Source organism: Pseudomonas oryzihabitans, from assembly GCF_014522265.1.
GTDB lineage: Bacteria > Pseudomonadota > Gammaproteobacteria > Pseudomonadales > Pseudomonadaceae > Chryseomonas > Chryseomonas aestiva.
In genome coordinates, this window is record NZ_CP017024.1 from 4,743,333 (window position 1) to 4,759,215 (window position 15,883).

Below are 15,883 nucleotides of genomic sequence, written 5' to 3' on the forward strand. Positions count from 1 at the left end.
GCGGCCAGGTGCCGCCGGTTTTCATTCAGGGGGCGGGACGCACATAGCTGGTCAGTACGTGATCCCGCCAGACCCCGTCGATTTCCAGATAGCGCCGCGCCAAACCCTCGCGCTCGAAGCCGAGGCGGGTCAGCAGATGAGCGCTGCGCAGGTTCTCCGGCAGATGGTTGGCCATGATCCGATTCAGGCCCAGCTCGGCGATGACGAAGTCCCGCCCCAGGCGCACCGCCTGGCGCATCAGCCCCCGTCCCTGCCAGGCTGCATCCAGGCCATAGCCCAGGTAGCAGGCCTGGAAACCGCCGCGAACCATCTGGCTGAAATTCACCGTACCTATCACCAGCGGCCCCGCCCGCAGCACCAGGCGCAATTCGCTCAGGCCTGGGCCGCCGGCGCGGTACGCCGCTACCTGCCCCTGCCATTGCGCCAGGGTATAGAAGGCATCCGAGCGCCGTGGCATCGACAGCGCCAGGTGCTGGCGATTGCGCCGATAGTAGTCGGCTACCGCGCCAGGATCGGCCAGGGTCAGGTCGATCAGTTCCACCGCCTCAGTCACGGCGAAGCGGGGCGGATACTGCAGCGGAACGCTCAGGGCGGTCATGGCTTCACCTGCGGTGGCAATTCATAGACCCAGGTGGCGCAGCGCTGCCCGTCCGGACCTTGCCGATCGTTTTCCAGCACCCGCACGCGCCGGAAACCCACCCGTTCGGCGAGCCGTTGGCTGGAGTGGTTGGCGGCCGAAGTGGTGAGAAAGAGCCCCGCCGCGCCCCGCTGCTCGACGAAGTAGCGCAACGCGGCGGTCATCAGGCCCTGGCCGGTATGCAGGCTGTGCAGCCAGTAGCCGATCTCGTAGCGCCGCCCGCCGTCCAGTGGCGTGAGCCCCAGGCAGCCGAGCAACGCGTCACCGCGCACCAGGAAGTAGCGTTTCTCGCCCTGGGCCAGGGTGAAGGCACCGCGCGCGGCGAGCAGGCTGTCGCGAGCCTGGGCGACCGTGGTGTGTTCCCGGGCCCAGCCGAGGAAGCGGCGATGCTCGGCATAGCTCCAGTTCAGCGCCTCGGCGAAGGCCTCGGCCAGGCGTGGTTGCGGCCAGACCAGCGCGAAGTCGGCCAGGGCGATGCGCGGTGGAAAATTCATGGCGGGGTCCCGAAATCCAGGCGCGGCACGGCGGCCAGCAGGCGTTGGGTCATGGCGTGAGCGGGCGCACGCAGTACCCGTTCGGCGCTGTCCTGTTCGACGATGTGGCCGCCGTCCATCACCGCGATGCGATCGGCCAGGTACTCGACCACGCCGAAATTATGGGTGATGAACAGATAGGCCAGCCCCCGCTCCGCCTGGAGCTCGCGCAGGAGATCGAGGATCTGCGCCTGCACCGAGACGTCGAGCGCCGAGGTGGGTTCGTCGCATACCAGCACCTGCGGCTCGACGATCAGCGCCCGGGCGATGGCGATACGCTGCCGCTGGCCGCCGGAAAATTCGTGGGCGAAGCGCTGCAGGGTGTCGCCGGGCAGCCCGACCCGCTCCACCAGGGCCGCGGCGCGGCGCTGGCGCTCGGCGGCATCCAGCTCGGGACGCAGCGCCAGCAAGCCCTGCTCCAGGGTAGCGCCGATGCGCATGCGCGGATCCAGCGAGGCGAAGGGATCCTGGAAGACGATCTGGATCTGCCGCCGTAGCCGCTGCAGGGTGCGCCGATCGGCCGTGAGCAGGTCCTCGCCGCCCAGCTGGGCGCTGCCGCTGATGCGCGGTCCATCGAGCAGCCGCAGCAGCGCCTTGCCGGTGGTGGTCTTGCCGCACCCGGACTCGCCCAGCAGCGCCAGGGTCTCGCCCGCGTGCAGGTCGAAGCTCACCCCGTCCACCGCCCTGACCCAGTCCCGCGTTCGGCCCCAGGCCCCGCGGCGGAGCGGATAGTGCACGGCCAGCTCACGCACCTCCAGCAGCCGCGCGCCCGGCTGGCGCTGCGGCAGGGCACGCGGGGTGCCGGCCAGGGTCTGGCCGCGCTTGGCGAAGGTGGGAATGGCGGCGAACAGCTCGCGGGCATAGGGATGCCGGGGCGCCTCGAAGAATTCCGCGGCCGGGGCGCTCTCGACGATCTCGCCATGGCGCATCAGGGCCACGTGATCGGCCACCTGGCGCACCACCGCCAGATCGTGGGTGATGAGCAGGATGGCCATGCCCAGTTCACGCTGGATATCGGCCAGCAGCGCGAGGATCTGCGCCTGGACGGTGACGTCCAGCGCCGTGGTGGGTTCATCGGCGATCAGCAGGTCCGGTTCGGCGGCCAGTGCCAGGGCGAGCATGATGCGCTGCTTCTGGCCACCGGAGAACTGGAAGGGATAGTCGTCGATCCGCCGCTCCGGCTCGGGAATGCCGACCCGGCCCAGCCATTCCACCACCCGGGCACGGGTGGCGGCACCGCGCAGCGCGGTATGGGCGCGCAGGGTTTCCTCGATCTGCTCGCCGATGCGCATGACCGGGTTCAGGCTGGTGGCGGGCTCCTGGAAGATGGTGCCGACGCGCCCGCCGCGCAGTTCGCGCAGGCGTCCTTCCGGCAGTCGATGCAGGTCGGTCCCGGCCAGCAGCGCCGCGCCGCGGGCGATACCCAGCGACGGTGGCAGCAGCCGCAGCAGCGAGAGCGCGGTGACGCTCTTGCCACTGCCCGACTCGCCTACCAGGGCGAAGGTCTCGCCACGCGCGATGGCCAGGCTCAGGCCGCGGACCGCCTGCCGTGTGCCCTCCTCGCCCTCGACCAGGATCTCCAGATCGCGAATCTCCAGCACCGGGGTCATGGCTGCACCTCACCCTGGCCGGGACGGCGCCTGAGCCAGGCGGATCTCAGCCGGCGACTGCGCGGATCGAAGGCGTCGCGCACGGCATCGGCGAACAGATTGGCCGCCAGCACCAGGGTCAGCATGAAGGCGAAGGCGCTGAGCAGATTCCACCAGATCATCGGGGTACGGGACATCTCGGTCCGGGCATCGTTGATCATGGAGCCAAAGGAATTCATGGTCGGGTCGACGCCGATGCCCAGGTAGGACAGCACCGCCTCGTAGAGCACCAGGCTGGAGAACTCCAGGGTCAGGGTGATGAGCACCAGGTAGAAGACGTTGGGCAGCAGGTGCCGGCGCAGGATGGTGAAGTGGGAGACGCCAAAGGCTCGTGCGGCCTGGACGTATTCCAGCTCGCGCAACTTGAGCGCCTCGGCGCGCAGCAGACGGCACAGCCCGGCCCAGCCGGTGAGGCCGAGGATCAGGCAGAGCATGAAGAGGCGCAGGTCGGCCCGCGCCGCACCGGTGTCGAACAGCTCGGGATGGCGGTCGATGAACACCTGCATCATCAACACGCAGGCCGCCACCAGCAGCACCCGGGGATGGAGGTCAGGGTGGTGTAGAGGTAGGTGATGACGTCGTCCACCCGGCCCTTGAAATAGCCGGCGGCCAGGCCGAAGCCGATCGCCGGCGGCAGCATGGCCAGGGTGGTCAGGCTGCCGATGACGAAGGCGGTGCGGATGCTCTTGAGCGACTGGTAGAGGACGTCGTTGCCGGTGCTGTCGGTGCCCAGCACGTGATAGTTGCTGGCCAGGGCGATCACGCTGCCGGTTACCAGGCAGACGCCCAGCCAGGTCAGCAGGATGGCGCGCCAGGGGGTGGCGGTGTGGCCACGGAGGATGAGTCCGCAGCGTACCGCGAAACCACCCGTCTCGCGCAACCGTGCCGTCGCCAGGGCCGCGGTCGCCAGGGCCAGCGCCAGACCGCCGAGCAGGCCCAACGTCAGTCGCTTGAGAAGATCGCCCCGCCACTCGGTAGCGGGATCGCTCAAGGTGGTAGCGGCATGCCTGAGGCGCGGGAAATCGCGCAGCGGCAGGCCCTCGGCGCTGGTACCCAGGGTTTCCTTGGTGAACTGGTGGGTGGCGAGTGGCGCGGAATAGGTCTTTTCGCGCTGGGTCAGGCTGGTGTCGGCCAGCAGGCCATCGAGGGCCGAGAGCACCGTGGGGGAATAGATCGGCGCCGTGGCGCCGGGCGTGGCGGGCAACTGAGGCCGGTAGTGCACCGAATCCAGCAGGGCGATGGCGACGAAGCTGGCCAGTATCACGGCCGCGCTCATCGCCGGCGCATCCTGCAGCACCCGCCGCCAACTGGCGCGCAGGGCCGGCTGGCGACGCGTGCGCCAGGCGTAGACCAGGGTACCGGCCACCAGCAGGTAGAGGGCGAGGTCGGTCCAGAGCAAGACGAATTTCGGCATGGCGGCTACCTGAAGCGAACGCGAGGATCGGCGAGGGTGTAGGACAGGTCCGCCAGGATCAGGCCGACGATGTAGAGCACCGAGCCGAGGAACACCATGGTGCGCACCACGGCGAAGTCCTGGCCGTTGATGGCGTCGATGGTGTAGCTGCCCAGGCCGGGAATGCCAAAGAAGGATTCGGCGATCAGGCTGCCCATGATCAGCAGTGGGATGGCCGAGACCACGCCGGTGAGAATTGGCAGCGCCGCATTGCGCAAGACGTGGTGCAACAGCACCTGGCGCTCGGCCAGGCCCTTGGCGCGGGCGGTGCGCACATAGTCCTTGCCGATCTCCTCGAGAAACAGCGCGCGATAGAAGCGCGCCTGGCTGCCCAGCCCGGAAATCACCGCGACCAGCACCGGCAGCGCCAGGAAGCGCAGCAGATTCCAGCCTTCCTCATAACCCGAATAGGGCACCAGCCGCAGGATCTTCGCGAACAGCCACTGGCCGGCGATGATGTAGAACAGCGAGGAGATCGACAGCAGCAGCACGCAGAGCACCACGCCCCAGAAGTCCAGGCGGGTGGCGCGAAAGAACACCAGCAGGAGGGCGAAACCGACGCTGGCGACCAGGCCTAGGACAAAGGTCGGCAGCGCCAGCGCCAGGCTCGGTCCGGCGCGCTCGGCGATCTCCCGGCCGATGTCGCGACCGCTGTCGGAGGTGCCGAAGCCGAACACCAGCAGACTGACCGACCGGTCGAAGAAGAGGGTATCGGTAAACTGCTCCATTCCTTCACGGGTGGTATTGATGAGCAGTGGCTTGTCGTAGCCGTGCTCTGCCTTCCAGTCCTCGATGGCTTCGGCGGTGACGTACTTGCCACCGATGGCCAGGCGCGCCATGTCGTCCGGGGTGTTGACGGTAAAGAACAGCAGGAAGGTCAGCAGATTCACCCCGATCAGGATGAGCACGCCATAGGCCAGGCGTCGCAGCAGATAGCCGATCATGACCGCCCCTCCCCGGTGTCGTCGCCAAAGGCGGTCTGGCGGTCACGGCGCCGGAGGCTGCGCCAGGCCGGCCAGGCCAGCAGCAATGCCAGGCCCAAGAGCAGCCACAGCGGCCAGAGCACCGGCTGGTTCCACTCCAGCACCTTGCGCTCGCGCAGCGCCGGGTCCAGGCGCAGGTAGCGCAGCTGATCGCGCACCATCTGGGTCGGCTTGGCGTTGTACACCCACTGTTGATAGGCCCCGGCCGACAGGGGATTCCAGCCGAACAGCCAGGGTGCGTCCTGCTGCACGAGGGCGACCATGCGCCGGATCAGGGCGACCTTTTCCGGACCATCGTCGAGACTCTTCATCTGCTCGAACAGCCGGTCGTACTCGGCATTGCTGTAGTTGCCGGCATTCTCGCCACCATGCTTGGCCTTGCCCTGGGGGCCGTAGAAGAGGAAGAGGAAGTTCTCGGCATCGGGATAGTCGGCGTTCCAGCCCCAGAAGAAGATCTGCGCCGCGCCCTTGCGCATCTTGTCCTGGAATCTGTTGTAGTCCGAGCCGCGCAATTCCAGCTGGATACCCAGCTTGGCGGTCTGCTGGCGCATCCAGTCGAACATGGCGCTGTCGCCACTGCTCTGGGCGTCGTATTGCAGGATTAGCGGCCGCCCGCTCCTGGCGTCGCGGCCATCGGGATAGCCGGCGTCGGCCAGCAGCTGCCTGGCCTCTTCGATGGGCCGCCGCTCGGGCTTGCCGTCCACCAACCGATAGACCACCGGGTTGCTGCCGGCCGGCGGCGCTTCATAGCCCAGCACGCCCGGCGGCAGAGGGCCATTGGCAACCAGGCCGTTACCGTTGAGGAAGACGGTAATGTAGCTCTCCCAGTCGAAGGCGATGGACAGCGCCTGGCGCAACTTGCGATTGCGGGCCTGTTGCTCGGGTGTGGCGCCCTGCCCCACCACCGGATCCAGCCAGTTGAAACCCAGGTACCAGTTGGACGCCTCCACCGCGGTGGGCAACTTGAGGCCGCGCTCGCGATAGAGTTCGGCGGAATCGGCCGAATCACCGGCCTTGGTGCGCAGCGCCACGCCATATTCGCCGCGCTCGACCTGGGGGGTGTCGTAGTAGCCCTGGATGAACTTGCCCATCAGCGGCACCCCTTCCTTTTCCAGGCTGAACACCGCGCGGTCGATCAGCGGCATGGGCTTGCCGCAATCGTCCAGCCGGCCCTGTTCGCGATCCTCGGGCTCTCCCTCGCAGGGATAGGGATCGGCGTGATAATTGGGATTGCGCGCCAGCACATGGCGGCGATTGGGGATGGATTCGGCCAGGCGATAGGGGCCGGTGCCCACCGGCCAACTGTTGAAGCCGAGGTTGTGCTCGGTCATGCCCGGCTGGCTGTAGAAGCGATCCGCCTCCCAGGGCATCGGCGCGGCGAAGGTCATGGCCAGCCAGTAGTTGAACTGGGGGTACTTGCCGATCACCCGCAGGCGAAGGGTGTGCTCATCCAGCACCGCGACCCCGGGCAACTCGCCCCGGCGCAGGTCCAGCCAGGGCAGCGGCGCGGCCTTGGGCAGGCTGGCGCGCAGGGCCTTGTCGGCGGCGCGCAGGCCATCGCCAAAGGCCTGCATGCCCACCAGGTGCTCGGCGAAGATGGCATAGCTGGGCGAGACCAGCCGCGGACTGGCCAGGCGGCGCAGACCGTAGGCGTAGTCGGCGGCGGTCAGGGCGCGGCTGCCGGTCTCGGGGAAGTCAGGGATCTGGTAGCGATCGGCCAGATCGTCCGGCTTGATCGGGAAGTAACGGTAATTGCCCTGGGCATCGCGGGCAAAGGCCGGGTGGGGCGCGTAGCGGGCGTCGCGGCGGATGGGGATGTCGTAGACGCTCTGAGCGATCTGCGCCGGCGGTGCATCATCCGGCAGGCGCCGGCCCTGGGTGTCCAGGTAATAGGGCGCGATCACCCGCTCCGCGCCGCGGGGGATCAGCTCGTAGGGCCGCTTGAAGTAGTGGTAGCCGTAGAGCGGCTCATAGATGTTGTAGGTGAAGTTGGTCTCGTCGCCTGAATAGGAACTGGCCGGATCCAGGTACTTCGGCGAACGGGTAGTGAAGGCGGTATAGAGGGTATTCTGGCCTTCGGCTCCAGCGCGGTAGGGGCTGTTGATCGGCGTATCGGGTGAACAGCCACCGAGCAGCGCCAGGGTCAGGAGTGCGAGGAGTTGTCTGGACAGTCTGGGCATCGCGTTCCTGCACCGAAAGAGACCTGAGGCGGCAGCATCCGCCTAAACCACTAAGCTTGAGCTATTTTCCCGCGAGGCGCAGCACCCCATGCAATCCCGGAAAGATTTCGACAAGATCGTGCACTGGACCCAGCTGCAGGCCCCGGATGGCCCCGGCTATCCTGACAGTGACGAGCGCTTTTCCCTGGGCGCCGCCTTCGGCCGCCACTTCGGCTTCGCCCGCTTGGGCATCCACCATGAATGGCTGCCACCCGGGCGCCGCACCTCAAGGCCCCATGCCGAGGCCACCGAAGACGAATTCGTCTATGTGATCGCCGGTCATCCCACCGCCTGGATCGACGGCCACGCCCACCGACTCAAGCCGGGCGACGGCGTGGGCTTCAAGGCCGGCGACGGTGTCGCCCATACCTTCATCAACGAGACCACGGAGCCGGTGGAACTGCTGGTGGTGGGCGATACCAGCCGGGCGGACAATCGGCTGCACTATCCGCTGCATCCGGAATACACCGCAGGCCTGGGGGATAGGCAGTGGCGGGAGTGTCCGCAGCGGGAGTTGGGGCCGCATGCGGGTGAGGCAACGTCGCCACGAGAGGACGACGAATGCCCGTGAATCCGTTGCGACTCCCCGCCTCCATTCGCGCCAACGCAGGACTTCTCACCCAGCTACAATTGGCGCCCGATACCTGCCTCAGCTATGGCGAGCATCAGGTGGCGATCCGCACACCGGACTGTTCTGACTACTACTTCGGCAACTACCTCATGCTGGACCAGCGCCCGACCACCCAGCAGGTGCTGGCCTGGTCCGCGGACTTCGAGCAACTGCTCGGTAGCCCGCAGCTCCTGGGGCATCGTGCGTTCGTCTGGCCAGAGCCGCAGGCCAAGGGGCCACCGGCGGACCTGCCTTGTGGCTACGATTATCAGCGCCTGGTCTCGATGCGTCTGGCAGCCGACGCCCTGCCGCTCGCCCCGATCCTGCCTGAAGGACTCCACATCAGAGCCTTCCAACAGCCAACCGATTGGCAACAGTGGAGTGAACTCCAGGCAGAAGTGACTCCAGGCGCGGAACATCCGGAAGCGCATCGGCGCTATCTGGATTACCAGGCGCGACGCTACAGATCACTGAGCGACAGCGGCCTTGGCGACTGGTGGGGTGTATTTGATGGCGAGGAGCGGTTGCTGGCATATCTTGGCCTCTATCGCCTGGGCCGGCTGGGCCGTTTTCAAGCGGTCACCACGCGGCTGGACTGGCGTCGACGCGGACTCTGTCAGGCCTTGCTCGGCACGGTACTTCGGCAGCAACGACATCGCGTGGACGCCTTCGTGATCGTGGCCGACAGCGAACATCACGCGCAACGGCTCTATGCCAAGGCGGGGTTCGCCGTAGAGGCCGGTATAGGTACCCTGCTGTGGGCAGGTGCCGGCAGAGAATAGCAAATCGGCTTTCATGCCGAAGAAAGCCCGCGCCTCCCGACCCTGATTTATCGCGGCCATGGGCCGCTCCTACACTGCAGGAGCGACCCATGGCCGCGATAGACTGCGCACGACTTCTTACCCGGCCGTTGGGCTTCGGCGATGGAGCCGCCTCAACCCAACCTACGAAACCCTGCCGTAGGTTGGGTTGAGCGCAGGGAAGCCCAACATGACCTCAGCCAACACCTTTGCGCGTGGAAAACGCTGCGCGGTTTTACACGCTACGCGGGATCCGTTGGAGCGCCCCCTCTCCCTCTGGGAGAGGGTCGGGGTGAGGGGCGGCGGCTCAGGCCTTGCGCGCCTGGGCCTCGCTCACTGCCGCGCGTAGCGCCAGCAGGTAGCTGTCCACGCCGAAGCCGGCGATCTGGCCCAGGACGATCTCGGCGAATACCGAATGATGGCGGAAACCCTCGCGCGCGTGGATGTTGGACATGTGCAGCTCCACCACCGGCACGGCAAGGATCGCCAGGGCGTCGCGGATGCCGTAGCTGTAGTGGGTCCAGGCGCCGGCGTTGATCAGCACCGCGTCGACGCCCTCCTCGTAGCCCCGATGGATGCACTCCACCATCGCCCCCTCGTGGTTGCTCTGGAAGCTTTCCACCTCGACGCCCAGTTCCGCGCCCAGGGCCGTTAGCCTGGCGTCGATCTCGGTCAGGGTCACGGTGCCGTACTGCGCCGGGTCGCGCTTGCCGAACATGTTGTGGTTGATACCGTGCAGCATCAGGATCTTCATGGGTTCGCTCAGGTCAGGGGAAGGGTCAGCTGGTCGATGACCGGCCGGGTCTCGGGGCGTACGCCGCGCCACCAGGCGAAGGCTTCCGCCGCCTGCTCCACCAGCATGCCCACGCCATCGGCCAGCTGCGCCACGCCCTGCTCCTGGGCCAGGCGCAGGAAGGGCGTCAGCCCCTTGCCATAGGCCAGTTCATAGGCCAGCGCCGCCTGGGTGAAGACGCCCACCGGCACCGGCGGCAGTTCGCCAACCAGGCTGGCAGAGGTGGCGTTGACCACCAGATCGAAGGTCTCTCCTTCCAGCGATGCGTAGCCCTTTACGCTCAGCAGCGGATGGTTGATCTCCTGGGCTAGCTCAGCCGCCTTCCGCTCATCGCGATTGGCCATCACCAATTCGGTCGGTCCGGCGGCGAGAAAGGGCAACAGGGCGCCACGCACCGCACCACCGGCGCCCAGCAAAAGCACCCGCTTGCCGGCCAGGGGTTGACCGAGATTGACCTCGATGTCGCGCAGCAGGCCGATGCCATCGAAGTTCTCCGCCAGCACCCGCTCGCCCTCGAACTTCAGCGCATTGGCCGCCCGGGCCAGCCGTGCCCTTTCGCTGGACTCGGTGGCCAGCTGGAAGGCCTGCAGCTTGAACGGCGCGGTCACGTTCAGGCCTTGCCCGCCCTGGGCGCGAAAGCGCTGCACGTCGCCAGCGAAGTCTTCCGGCGAGCCCTCGATGGCGCCGTATTCCAGGTCTTGCCCGGTGGTGGCGGCGAACAGGCCATGGATCAGCGGCGACTTGGTGTGGTTGATCGGGCGGCCGATCACCGCGTAGTGGTCGGTCATGCGCAGGGCTCCTGGCTGAACAGCACGCCGTCGGCCTGCAGCCGGGCGATGTCTTCCGCGCTGTAGCCCAGGCTCTGAGCGACGGCAGCGTTGTGCTCGCCCAGGTCCGGCGCCACCTGCTGGATGGTGGTGTCGCACTCGGAAAAGCGGAACGGCAGATTGGGCATGCGCAGGGTGCCGAAGCGCGGGTGCTGCTGTTCCTGGATCATGCCGCGCGCCTTGATCTGGGGATCCTCGATCACCTCGTCGATGCGCTGCACCTTGGCACAGGGCACGTCGATCTCGTCGAGCAGGGCCAGCAGCCGTGCGACCGGATTGGCCGCCACCCAGGCCTTGACGATGGGCAGGATGGCTTCGCGATGGGCGTTGCGGCCGGTGGAGGTATGGAAGCGCAGGTCGCTGCCAAAGCCCGGCTGGTCCGCGTCCTGTTCGACCAGGGCGGCGAAGCGCTTCCAGGAGTCGTCCACCTGGGCGGCGATCACCAGGTCGCCGTCCTGGGCGCGAAACACGCCATAGAGGGTCGAGGTGGGCATGTCGTGGCCGGTCTGCTGCGGCAGGATCTCGCCGCCGGACAGGGTATAGCACTGCACGGCGTACTCGTGCATCGATACCAGGGTGTCATACAGCGCCATGTCGATGTGCTGGCCACGGCCGCTGGTGACCCGCCCCAACAGCGCCGCGTTGATGGCAGCCACCGCATGGGCACCGGTGTACATGTCGCCCAGGGAAATCCGCAGCAATGGCGGGGCCTCGCCGGGCGTGCCGACCATCTGCATGATGCCGCTCTTGGCCTCGGCGATCAGCCCGAAGCCGGCGCGATGGGCGTCGGGGCCGGTGTGGCCGTAGGCGGAAATCGAGCAGTACACCAGTCGCGGATTGCGCGCCGACAGTTCCGCATAGCCCAGGCCGAGCCTGTCCAGGGCGCCGGGTCGGTAGTTCTCGATAAAGACGTCGGCGCTGTCGCAGAGCTGCTGCATGAAGGCCTTGCCGCGCGGGTCCTTCATGTTGACGCTGACGCCCTGCTTGCCCATGTTGAGTTGCAGGAAATAGCCGCTCTGCTGGTCATCGAGGACGAAGGCGTGCTGGCGACCGGCATCGCCACTGCCCGGGCGCTCCACCTTGATCACCTCGGCGCCCAAGGCCGCCAGGCAGCGCCCCACATAGGGGCCGGCGAGGAAGTGGCTGTAGTCGATGACCCTCAGGCCGTGCAGCGGCAATGGCTGGCTCATACCACGCCCTCCCGCCGCGGCACCATCAGCCGGTGTTCGCCGCGCTGGACCACCTCGCCCTTCTGGTTGATCAGCTCCGAGGGCAGCACCACGATGCCCCAGCCCGGCCTGCTCTTGCTCGGGCGCATGGCGCCGACGCGCACCCTGACGTGCAATTCGTCGCCGACGCGGATCGGCAGGAGGAAATCCCAGGTCCAGCCCAGTGACATGCCTGGCAGGAAGCGGTAGTCGCACTGGGTCTTGAGGCCGTCGGCGATGGACAGCCCCATCAGGCCATGGGCGACCAGACCGCCGAAGTGGCTGGCATTGGCATAGGCCTCGTCGACATGGACCGGGGTATGGTCACCGGTGAGGTCGGCGTAGGCCAGGATGCGCTCCCTGGTGACCTGGTAACTCGGCGTGAGCGCCTCGTCGCCCTCGCGGGCATCCTCGAAATATTTTTCCTGTACGGTCATGGTCGCTGTCACTCGGCTTGACGGGCGTTGACGGCCAGGGCGTCGTGCACGGCGCGGGCCGGCACGGCCTGGATGAATTCCAGCGCCAGGCCATCGGGCAGGCGCAGCCAGTTGGGGCCCTGGGGCAGTTGCTCCACCCCCTCGAAGCGCCGGGCCGCGGCCAGGGCGGCCTCGAGGTCCTCGCACATCAGCCCCAGATGACCCAGGCGCCCCTCAGGGCCTTCGAAGTCAGGCTTGCTCATGAATTGCATCCCGCCCAGCGTCCAGTACTGACTGGGCTGTTCGACCGTGCCCTGCACCTCGCGCAGGGTCATGCCGAACACCTCGTGGAAGAAGCGGATATGCCAGTGGATGTCCTTCACCCAGATAGCCACGTGTTCCAGATAGGCCTTGGGAATGCTCATGGTTTGGCGTCCTCTTGTTGTCGGTCGGCCAGGGCGCGCTCGATACCCTTGATGCAGGCGACCAGGGTGGCGTTGACCGGCGTGGGCACGCGGTACTGCTGGCCGAGCCGCACCACCGCGCCGTTGATGAAGTCGATTTCGGTGATGGAGCCCTTCTGCAGGCTCTGCAGCAGGGAGGTCTTGAAGGACGGCGGCAACCCTTCGCGTGCCAGCTCCCAGGCCGCCTGGGGCTCGCGCAGGCCCAGTTCGACCCCGGCGGCGCGGGCCACCGCGATGGCCTCGGCGACCGCCTGCAAGGCGGTGTCGCGCAGCTGCGGCTCGCTGTAGAGCTGGCCATAGGTGAGTTGGGTGATGCCGGTGAGGGCACCGGTGGCGACGTTGACCAGCAACTTGTCCCAGAGGGTGCCGCGGATGTTGCTGCTGACCGTGGTGGCCAGCCCGGCGTCCTCGAAGACGGCGGCAACGGCCTGGACGCGTGCCGAGAGCTGACCGTCGAGTTCGCCGATGAGCGTGCGCTTGCCCGCCACCCCGCTGCGGATCCGCCCCGGGCCGAGCAGCACGCCGCCGACATAGGTCTTGCCGGCGATCACCCGCTCCTGGCCGACGATCTCGGCCAGCAGCTCTTCGTGACCGAGGCCGTTCTGCAACGACAGCACCAGGGTATGCGGACCGACCAGCGCCCGGGCATGGCTCATGGCCGCGGTGGTGGCGAAGGACTTGACCAGCACCACCACCAGATCAACCACGCCGACCGCCTCGGCGCTGACCGCCGCCCGCACCTGGACCCGGCGACGGACATCGGCGGTCTCGATGTCCAGGCCGTCACGCGCCACCGCCTCGATATGGGCATTGGGGCGGTTGAGCAGCCAGGTCTCGTGTCCCGCCTCGCTCAACCAGGCGCCAAAGGTGCTGCCCAGGGCACCGGCCCCGAGGATGCAGATCTTCATGGATCGGGCTCCTTGTTTTCGCCCTACCCTAGGCCCGCGCCTGCTATTGAGCTATACAAAGAGCTCAATTCGCCCATCAGGAATTCTGATAATGCTACCCACGGATGGCCTGCCCGAGCCCAAGCTGCTGATGCTGTTCGAGGTGCTCTACCGCACCGGCAGCGTCACCCGGGCCGCCGAACAGCTGGGCCAGAGCCAACCCACCATCAGCCTCTGGCTGGGCAAGTTGCGCCAGCAGCTGCGCGATCCGCTGTTCGTGCGCACACCTGGCGGCATGAAGCCCACGCCGCAAGCCGAGGCCCTGATCACCCCATGTCGCGAAGTGCTCGAATCCCTGCGCCGGCTGGTGGCCTGGGAAGTCGCCTTCGAGCCCGCCACCGCCCAGCGGCTGTTTCGCCTCTGCCTGAGCGATGCCAGCCACATTACCCTGCTGCCACGGATCCTGGCGCAGCTGCGCGAGGTGGCGCCCGGGGTGCGGCTGGAAATCGCGCGGATCGACGGCAACACCGAACAGGCGCTGGAAATCGGCGAAGCCGACTTGGCGGTCGGCTTCATTCCCTGGCTGGGCGGCAGCCTCTATCAGCAACTGCTGTTTCCCCAGGACTGGGTGTGCCTGGTCAGCGCCCGCCATCCGCGCCTCGGCGAGCAACTGACGGCCACGGCCTATGCCGAGGAGGGCCATGTGCTGGTCAGCGCCGGCACCGGGCAGAAGCTGCTGGAAGCGGGCCTTCTGCGCGCCGGGGTGCAGCGCCGCATCGTGCTGGAGCTACCCGGCTTTCTGGGCGTCGGCGCGGTGGTCGGCAACTCCGACCTCATCGTCACCCTGCCGCGGCACATCGGCACCACCCTGGCGCAGACCTACGGCCTCAGGGTCCACGAATGCCCGCTGCCAGTCGAGGGCTTCGCGGTCAGGCAGCACTGGCACGCGCGCTATCACCAGGATGCCGGCAATCGCTGGTTGCGCGGGGTGCTGCTGGAGCTCTTCGGTCACCGTCGCTAGCGCAGTAGCCACAAACGAAAGAGCCCCAGCACAGGGCTGGGGCTCTTGGTCAGGACGCCTGGACGATCAGTTGTCCAGGGCTGGGCGCTGGCCGGAGATGGCGATACGCTTGGGCTTGGCTTCTTCCGGGATCACGCGCACCAGTTCGATGCTCAGCAGGCCATGCTTGAGATCGGCACCCTTCACCTCGATATGGTCGGCGAGGCGGAAGGACAGCTTGAAGGCGCGCTGGGCGATGCCCTGATGCAGGAAGGTCACGCTCTCGGCGCTGTTTTCGCGCCGGCCACCCTTGACGGTGAGCACGCCACGCTCGACTTCGATGTCCAGGTCATCTTCCTGGAGACCGGCGGCGGCGATCACGATGCGATACTGGTCGTCACCGTGCTTCTCGACGTTGTAGGGCGGATAGGAGCTGCCAGCGTCGTTGCGCAGCGCGGATTCGAACAGGTCGTTGAACCGGTCGAAGCCGACGGAATGACGGAACAGCGGGGCCAGGGACAGTACATTGCTCATGGTGAATCTCCTGATAGGTTCAGCAAGTTTCGGTATTGCCTGCGGGACCCGACTTCGGCATCCGGCACGAACCTAGATAGGAATTCTCCAAAAAATTTCAAGGACAAAACCCGACGAACGGTAGTGCCCGCTACTTCTTCTTCGGCTTGCGCTTTTTCTTCTTGGCCGCGGTCAGCGGCAGCGCCTGCTCGAAGGCCGAGCGCACCTCCTGCAGGCGGCGCTCCTTGAGGTCGTGGATGCGCTTGCCGCGCTCGGTGGTGAAGTCGATGAGATTGCTGTCGTCGCTCATGTCGCTATCCGGCGAAAGGTGAGATTCAGCCGCAACCCGCTGGCTTTGCGGGTCTTGGCGATCTGGTGCTGCCAATGATGCTGGGTCGCGCCGGCCATGACCAGCAGGCTGCCGTGACCCAGTTCCAGGGAATGGCCGATGCGGCTGGTGCCCTTGCGGCGAAAGTCGAAGCGCCGCGCGGCCCCGAGATTGAGCGAGGCGATCAGCGGATTGGCGCCGAGACTGGCCTCGTCGTCGCTGTGCCAGCCCATGGAGTCCTGGCCATCGCGATAGCGATTGAGCAGCACGCCGTTGAAGCCCCGGCCGCAGGCCGCCTCGACGGCTTCGCGAATCCGCTGCAGCAGGGGTGTCCAGGGCAAGGCGGCGTGGTCCAGGCCGGCGTAGCCGTAGACCACGCCCGGGTCGGCGTACCAGGCCACCTGCCGCGGCACCGGGTGCCAGCGCCCGTACACCCGCACCTGCGGCTGGTTCCAGGGCGTTTCGGCGTCGAGTTGCCGCAGCCAGGCGTCGGCGGTTTCCGCCGCCAGCCAGTGCGGCTGGAAGATCAGCTCGGCATCGTCCAGCTCCAGGCGCTCGACCAT

The 15,883-nt window shown here is 67.1% G+C and carries 19 protein-coding genes; 3 read left to right on the top strand and 16 right to left on the bottom strand.

Features of this window, described 5'->3' with window-relative positions; all coding sequences use genetic code 11:
- Nucleotides 1–25 precede the first annotated feature (25 nt).
- Genes BGI51_RS21905 through BGI51_RS21930 form a run of 7 tightly spaced genes read right to left on the bottom strand, consistent with a single transcriptional unit; the run spans nt 26 to nt 7,435 of the window.
- Nucleotides 26–598, bottom strand: coding sequence for a GNAT family N-acetyltransferase (locus tag BGI51_RS21905; RefSeq protein ID WP_187979728.1), 573 nt, complete (start codon nt 596–598; stop codon nt 26–28).
- Nucleotides 595–1,131, bottom strand: coding sequence for a GNAT family N-acetyltransferase (locus tag BGI51_RS21910; RefSeq protein WP_187979729.1), 537 nt, complete (start codon nt 1,129–1,131; stop codon nt 595–597). Before BGI51_RS21910 ends, BGI51_RS21905 begins: the two co-directional genes overlap by 4 nt.
- Nucleotides 1,128–2,780 (bottom strand): ABC transporter ATP-binding protein, encoded by a 1,653-nt coding sequence (locus BGI51_RS21915; protein WP_187979730.1) that lies wholly within the window; start codon nt 2,778–2,780, stop codon nt 1,128–1,130. Before BGI51_RS21915 ends, BGI51_RS21910 begins: the two co-directional genes overlap by 4 nt.
- On the bottom strand, nt 2,777–3,328 hold the full coding sequence (locus BGI51_RS23695) for an ABC transporter permease (RefSeq protein WP_252977317.1): 552 nt from the start codon (nt 3,326–3,328) through the stop codon (nt 2,777–2,779). Before BGI51_RS23695 ends, BGI51_RS21915 begins: the two co-directional genes overlap by 4 nt.
- Nucleotides 3,328–4,233, bottom strand: a complete 906-nt coding sequence (locus tag BGI51_RS23700; RefSeq protein WP_252977160.1) for a hypothetical protein — start codon at nt 4,231–4,233, stop codon at nt 3,328–3,330. The genes BGI51_RS23695 and BGI51_RS23700 overlap by 1 nt, the downstream gene beginning before the upstream one ends.
- A 5-nt stretch (nt 4,234–4,238) precedes the next feature.
- Nucleotides 4,239–5,216 (bottom strand): ABC transporter permease, encoded by a 978-nt coding sequence (locus BGI51_RS21925; RefSeq protein ID WP_187979731.1) that lies wholly within the window; start codon nt 5,214–5,216, stop codon nt 4,239–4,241.
- Entirely contained in the window at nt 5,213–7,435 is a 2,223-nt protein-coding gene (locus BGI51_RS21930; protein WP_187979732.1) for an ABC transporter substrate-binding protein, read from the bottom strand. Before BGI51_RS21930 ends, BGI51_RS21925 begins: the two co-directional genes overlap by 4 nt.
- Before the next feature lie 88 nt (nt 7,436–7,523).
- Here BGI51_RS21930 and BGI51_RS21935 point away from each other — a divergent pair, with 88 nt between their 5' ends.
- Nucleotides 7,524–8,045, top strand: coding sequence for a cupin domain-containing protein (locus tag BGI51_RS21935; protein ID WP_187979733.1), 522 nt, complete (start codon nt 7,524–7,526; stop codon nt 8,043–8,045).
- A complete protein-coding gene (locus BGI51_RS21940; RefSeq protein ID WP_187979734.1) occupies nt 8,036–8,866 on the top strand; it encodes a GNAT family N-acetyltransferase in 831 nt (276 codons plus the stop codon). Before BGI51_RS21935 ends, BGI51_RS21940 begins: the two co-directional genes overlap by 10 nt.
- A gap of 325 nt (nt 8,867–9,191) precedes the next feature.
- Here the strand turns inward: BGI51_RS21940 and aroQ are convergent, their stop codons facing one another.
- The 6 genes from aroQ to BGI51_RS21970 are packed head-to-tail and all read right to left on the bottom strand — an operon-like array spanning nt 9,192 to nt 13,500.
- Nucleotides 9,192–9,638, bottom strand: a complete 447-nt coding sequence (aroQ, locus tag BGI51_RS21945; RefSeq protein ID WP_187979735.1) for a type II 3-dehydroquinate dehydratase — start codon at nt 9,636–9,638, stop codon at nt 9,192–9,194.
- An 8-nt stretch (nt 9,639–9,646) separates the two neighbouring features.
- On the bottom strand, nt 9,647–10,465 hold the full coding sequence (gene aroE, locus BGI51_RS21950) for a shikimate dehydrogenase (protein ID WP_187979736.1): 819 nt from the start codon (nt 10,463–10,465) through the stop codon (nt 9,647–9,649).
- Nucleotides 10,462–11,694, bottom strand: coding sequence for a CaiB/BaiF CoA transferase family protein (locus BGI51_RS21955; RefSeq protein WP_187979737.1), 1,233 nt, complete (start codon nt 11,692–11,694; stop codon nt 10,462–10,464). Before BGI51_RS21955 ends, aroE begins: the two co-directional genes overlap by 4 nt.
- Entirely contained in the window at nt 11,691–12,149 is a 459-nt protein-coding gene (locus BGI51_RS21960) for a MaoC family dehydratase (protein ID WP_187979738.1), read from the bottom strand. The genes BGI51_RS21955 and BGI51_RS21960 overlap by 4 nt, the downstream gene beginning before the upstream one ends.
- An 8-nt stretch (nt 12,150–12,157) precedes the next feature.
- Nucleotides 12,158–12,553, bottom strand: coding sequence for a VOC family protein (locus BGI51_RS21965; RefSeq protein WP_187979739.1), 396 nt, complete (start codon nt 12,551–12,553; stop codon nt 12,158–12,160).
- The gene (locus tag BGI51_RS21970) at nt 12,550–13,500 is read right to left on the bottom strand and encodes a ketopantoate reductase family protein (RefSeq protein WP_187979740.1); all 951 of its coding nucleotides are present in this window, start codon (nt 13,498–13,500) and stop codon (nt 12,550–12,552) included. The genes BGI51_RS21965 and BGI51_RS21970 overlap by 4 nt, the downstream gene beginning before the upstream one ends.
- A gap of 91 nt (nt 13,501–13,591) precedes the next feature.
- Here BGI51_RS21970 and BGI51_RS21975 point away from each other — a divergent pair, with 91 nt between their 5' ends.
- The gene (locus tag BGI51_RS21975; protein WP_187979741.1) at nt 13,592–14,500 is read left to right on the top strand and encodes a LysR family transcriptional regulator; all 909 of its coding nucleotides are present in this window, start codon (nt 13,592–13,594) and stop codon (nt 14,498–14,500) included.
- A 66-nt stretch (nt 14,501–14,566) separates the two neighbouring features.
- Here the strand turns inward: BGI51_RS21975 and BGI51_RS21980 are convergent, their stop codons facing one another.
- The 3 genes from BGI51_RS21980 to BGI51_RS21990 form a co-directional block, all read right to left on the bottom strand.
- A complete protein-coding gene (locus BGI51_RS21980; protein ID WP_017642155.1) occupies nt 14,567–15,013 on the bottom strand; it encodes an Hsp20 family protein in 447 nt (148 codons plus the stop codon).
- A gap of 130 nt (nt 15,014–15,143) precedes the next feature.
- Nucleotides 15,144–15,302, bottom strand: coding sequence for a hypothetical protein (locus BGI51_RS21985; protein ID WP_007160293.1), 159 nt, complete (start codon nt 15,300–15,302; stop codon nt 15,144–15,146).
- Nucleotides 15,299–15,883, bottom strand: a complete 585-nt coding sequence (locus BGI51_RS21990) for an alpha-ketoglutarate-dependent dioxygenase AlkB family protein (RefSeq protein WP_187979742.1) — start codon at nt 15,881–15,883, stop codon at nt 15,299–15,301. Before BGI51_RS21990 ends, BGI51_RS21985 begins: the two co-directional genes overlap by 4 nt.

What these genes read in the sequence shown, in the direction of transcription:
- BGI51_RS21905 (WP_187979728.1), bottom strand. Translation starts at nt 598, where the DNA reads ATGACCGCCCTGAGCGTTCCGCTGCAGTATCCGCCCCGCTTCGCCGTG.
- BGI51_RS21910 (WP_187979729.1), bottom strand. Translation starts at nt 1,131, where the DNA reads ATGAATTTTCCACCGCGCATCGCCCTGGCCGACTTCGCGCTGGTCTGG.
- BGI51_RS21915 (WP_187979730.1), bottom strand. Translation starts at nt 2,780, where the DNA reads ATGACCCCGGTGCTGGAGATTCGCGATCTGGAGATCCTGGTCGAGGGC.
- BGI51_RS23695 (WP_252977317.1), bottom strand. Translation starts at nt 3,328, where the DNA reads ATGATGCAGGTGTTCATCGACCGCCATCCCGAGCTGTTCGACACCGGT.
- BGI51_RS23700 (WP_252977160.1), bottom strand. Translation starts at nt 4,233, where the DNA reads ATGCCGAAATTCGTCTTGCTCTGGACCGACCTCGCCCTCTACCTGCTG.
- BGI51_RS21925 (WP_187979731.1), bottom strand. Translation starts at nt 5,216, where the DNA reads ATGATCGGCTATCTGCTGCGACGCCTGGCCTATGGCGTGCTCATCCTG.
- BGI51_RS21930 (WP_187979732.1), bottom strand. Translation starts at nt 7,435, where the DNA reads ATGCCCAGACTGTCCAGACAACTCCTCGCACTCCTGACCCTGGCGCTG.
- BGI51_RS21935 (WP_187979733.1), top strand. Translation starts at nt 7,524, where the DNA reads ATGCAATCCCGGAAAGATTTCGACAAGATCGTGCACTGGACCCAGCTG.
- BGI51_RS21940 (WP_187979734.1), top strand. Translation starts at nt 8,036, where the DNA reads ATGCCCGTGAATCCGTTGCGACTCCCCGCCTCCATTCGCGCCAACGCA.
- aroQ (WP_187979735.1), bottom strand. Translation starts at nt 9,638, where the DNA reads ATGAAGATCCTGATGCTGCACGGTATCAACCACAACATGTTCGGCAAG.
- aroE (WP_187979736.1), bottom strand. Translation starts at nt 10,465, where the DNA reads ATGACCGACCACTACGCGGTGATCGGCCGCCCGATCAACCACACCAAG.
- BGI51_RS21955 (WP_187979737.1), bottom strand. Translation starts at nt 11,694, where the DNA reads ATGAGCCAGCCATTGCCGCTGCACGGCCTGAGGGTCATCGACTACAGC.
- BGI51_RS21960 (WP_187979738.1), bottom strand. Translation starts at nt 12,149, where the DNA reads ATGACCGTACAGGAAAAATATTTCGAGGATGCCCGCGAGGGCGACGAG.
- BGI51_RS21965 (WP_187979739.1), bottom strand. Translation starts at nt 12,553, where the DNA reads ATGAGCATTCCCAAGGCCTATCTGGAACACGTGGCTATCTGGGTGAAG.
- BGI51_RS21970 (WP_187979740.1), bottom strand. Translation starts at nt 13,500, where the DNA reads ATGAAGATCTGCATCCTCGGGGCCGGTGCCCTGGGCAGCACCTTTGGC.
- BGI51_RS21975 (WP_187979741.1), top strand. Translation starts at nt 13,592, where the DNA reads ATGCTACCCACGGATGGCCTGCCCGAGCCCAAGCTGCTGATGCTGTTC.
- BGI51_RS21980 (WP_017642155.1), bottom strand. Translation starts at nt 15,013, where the DNA reads ATGAGCAATGTACTGTCCCTGGCCCCGCTGTTCCGTCATTCCGTCGGC.
- BGI51_RS21985 (WP_007160293.1), bottom strand. Translation starts at nt 15,302, where the DNA reads ATGAGCGACGACAGCAATCTCATCGACTTCACCACCGAGCGCGGCAAG.
- BGI51_RS21990 (WP_187979742.1), bottom strand. Translation starts at nt 15,883, where the DNA reads ATGGTCGAGCGCCTGGAGCTGGACGATGCCGAGCTGATCTTCCAGCCG.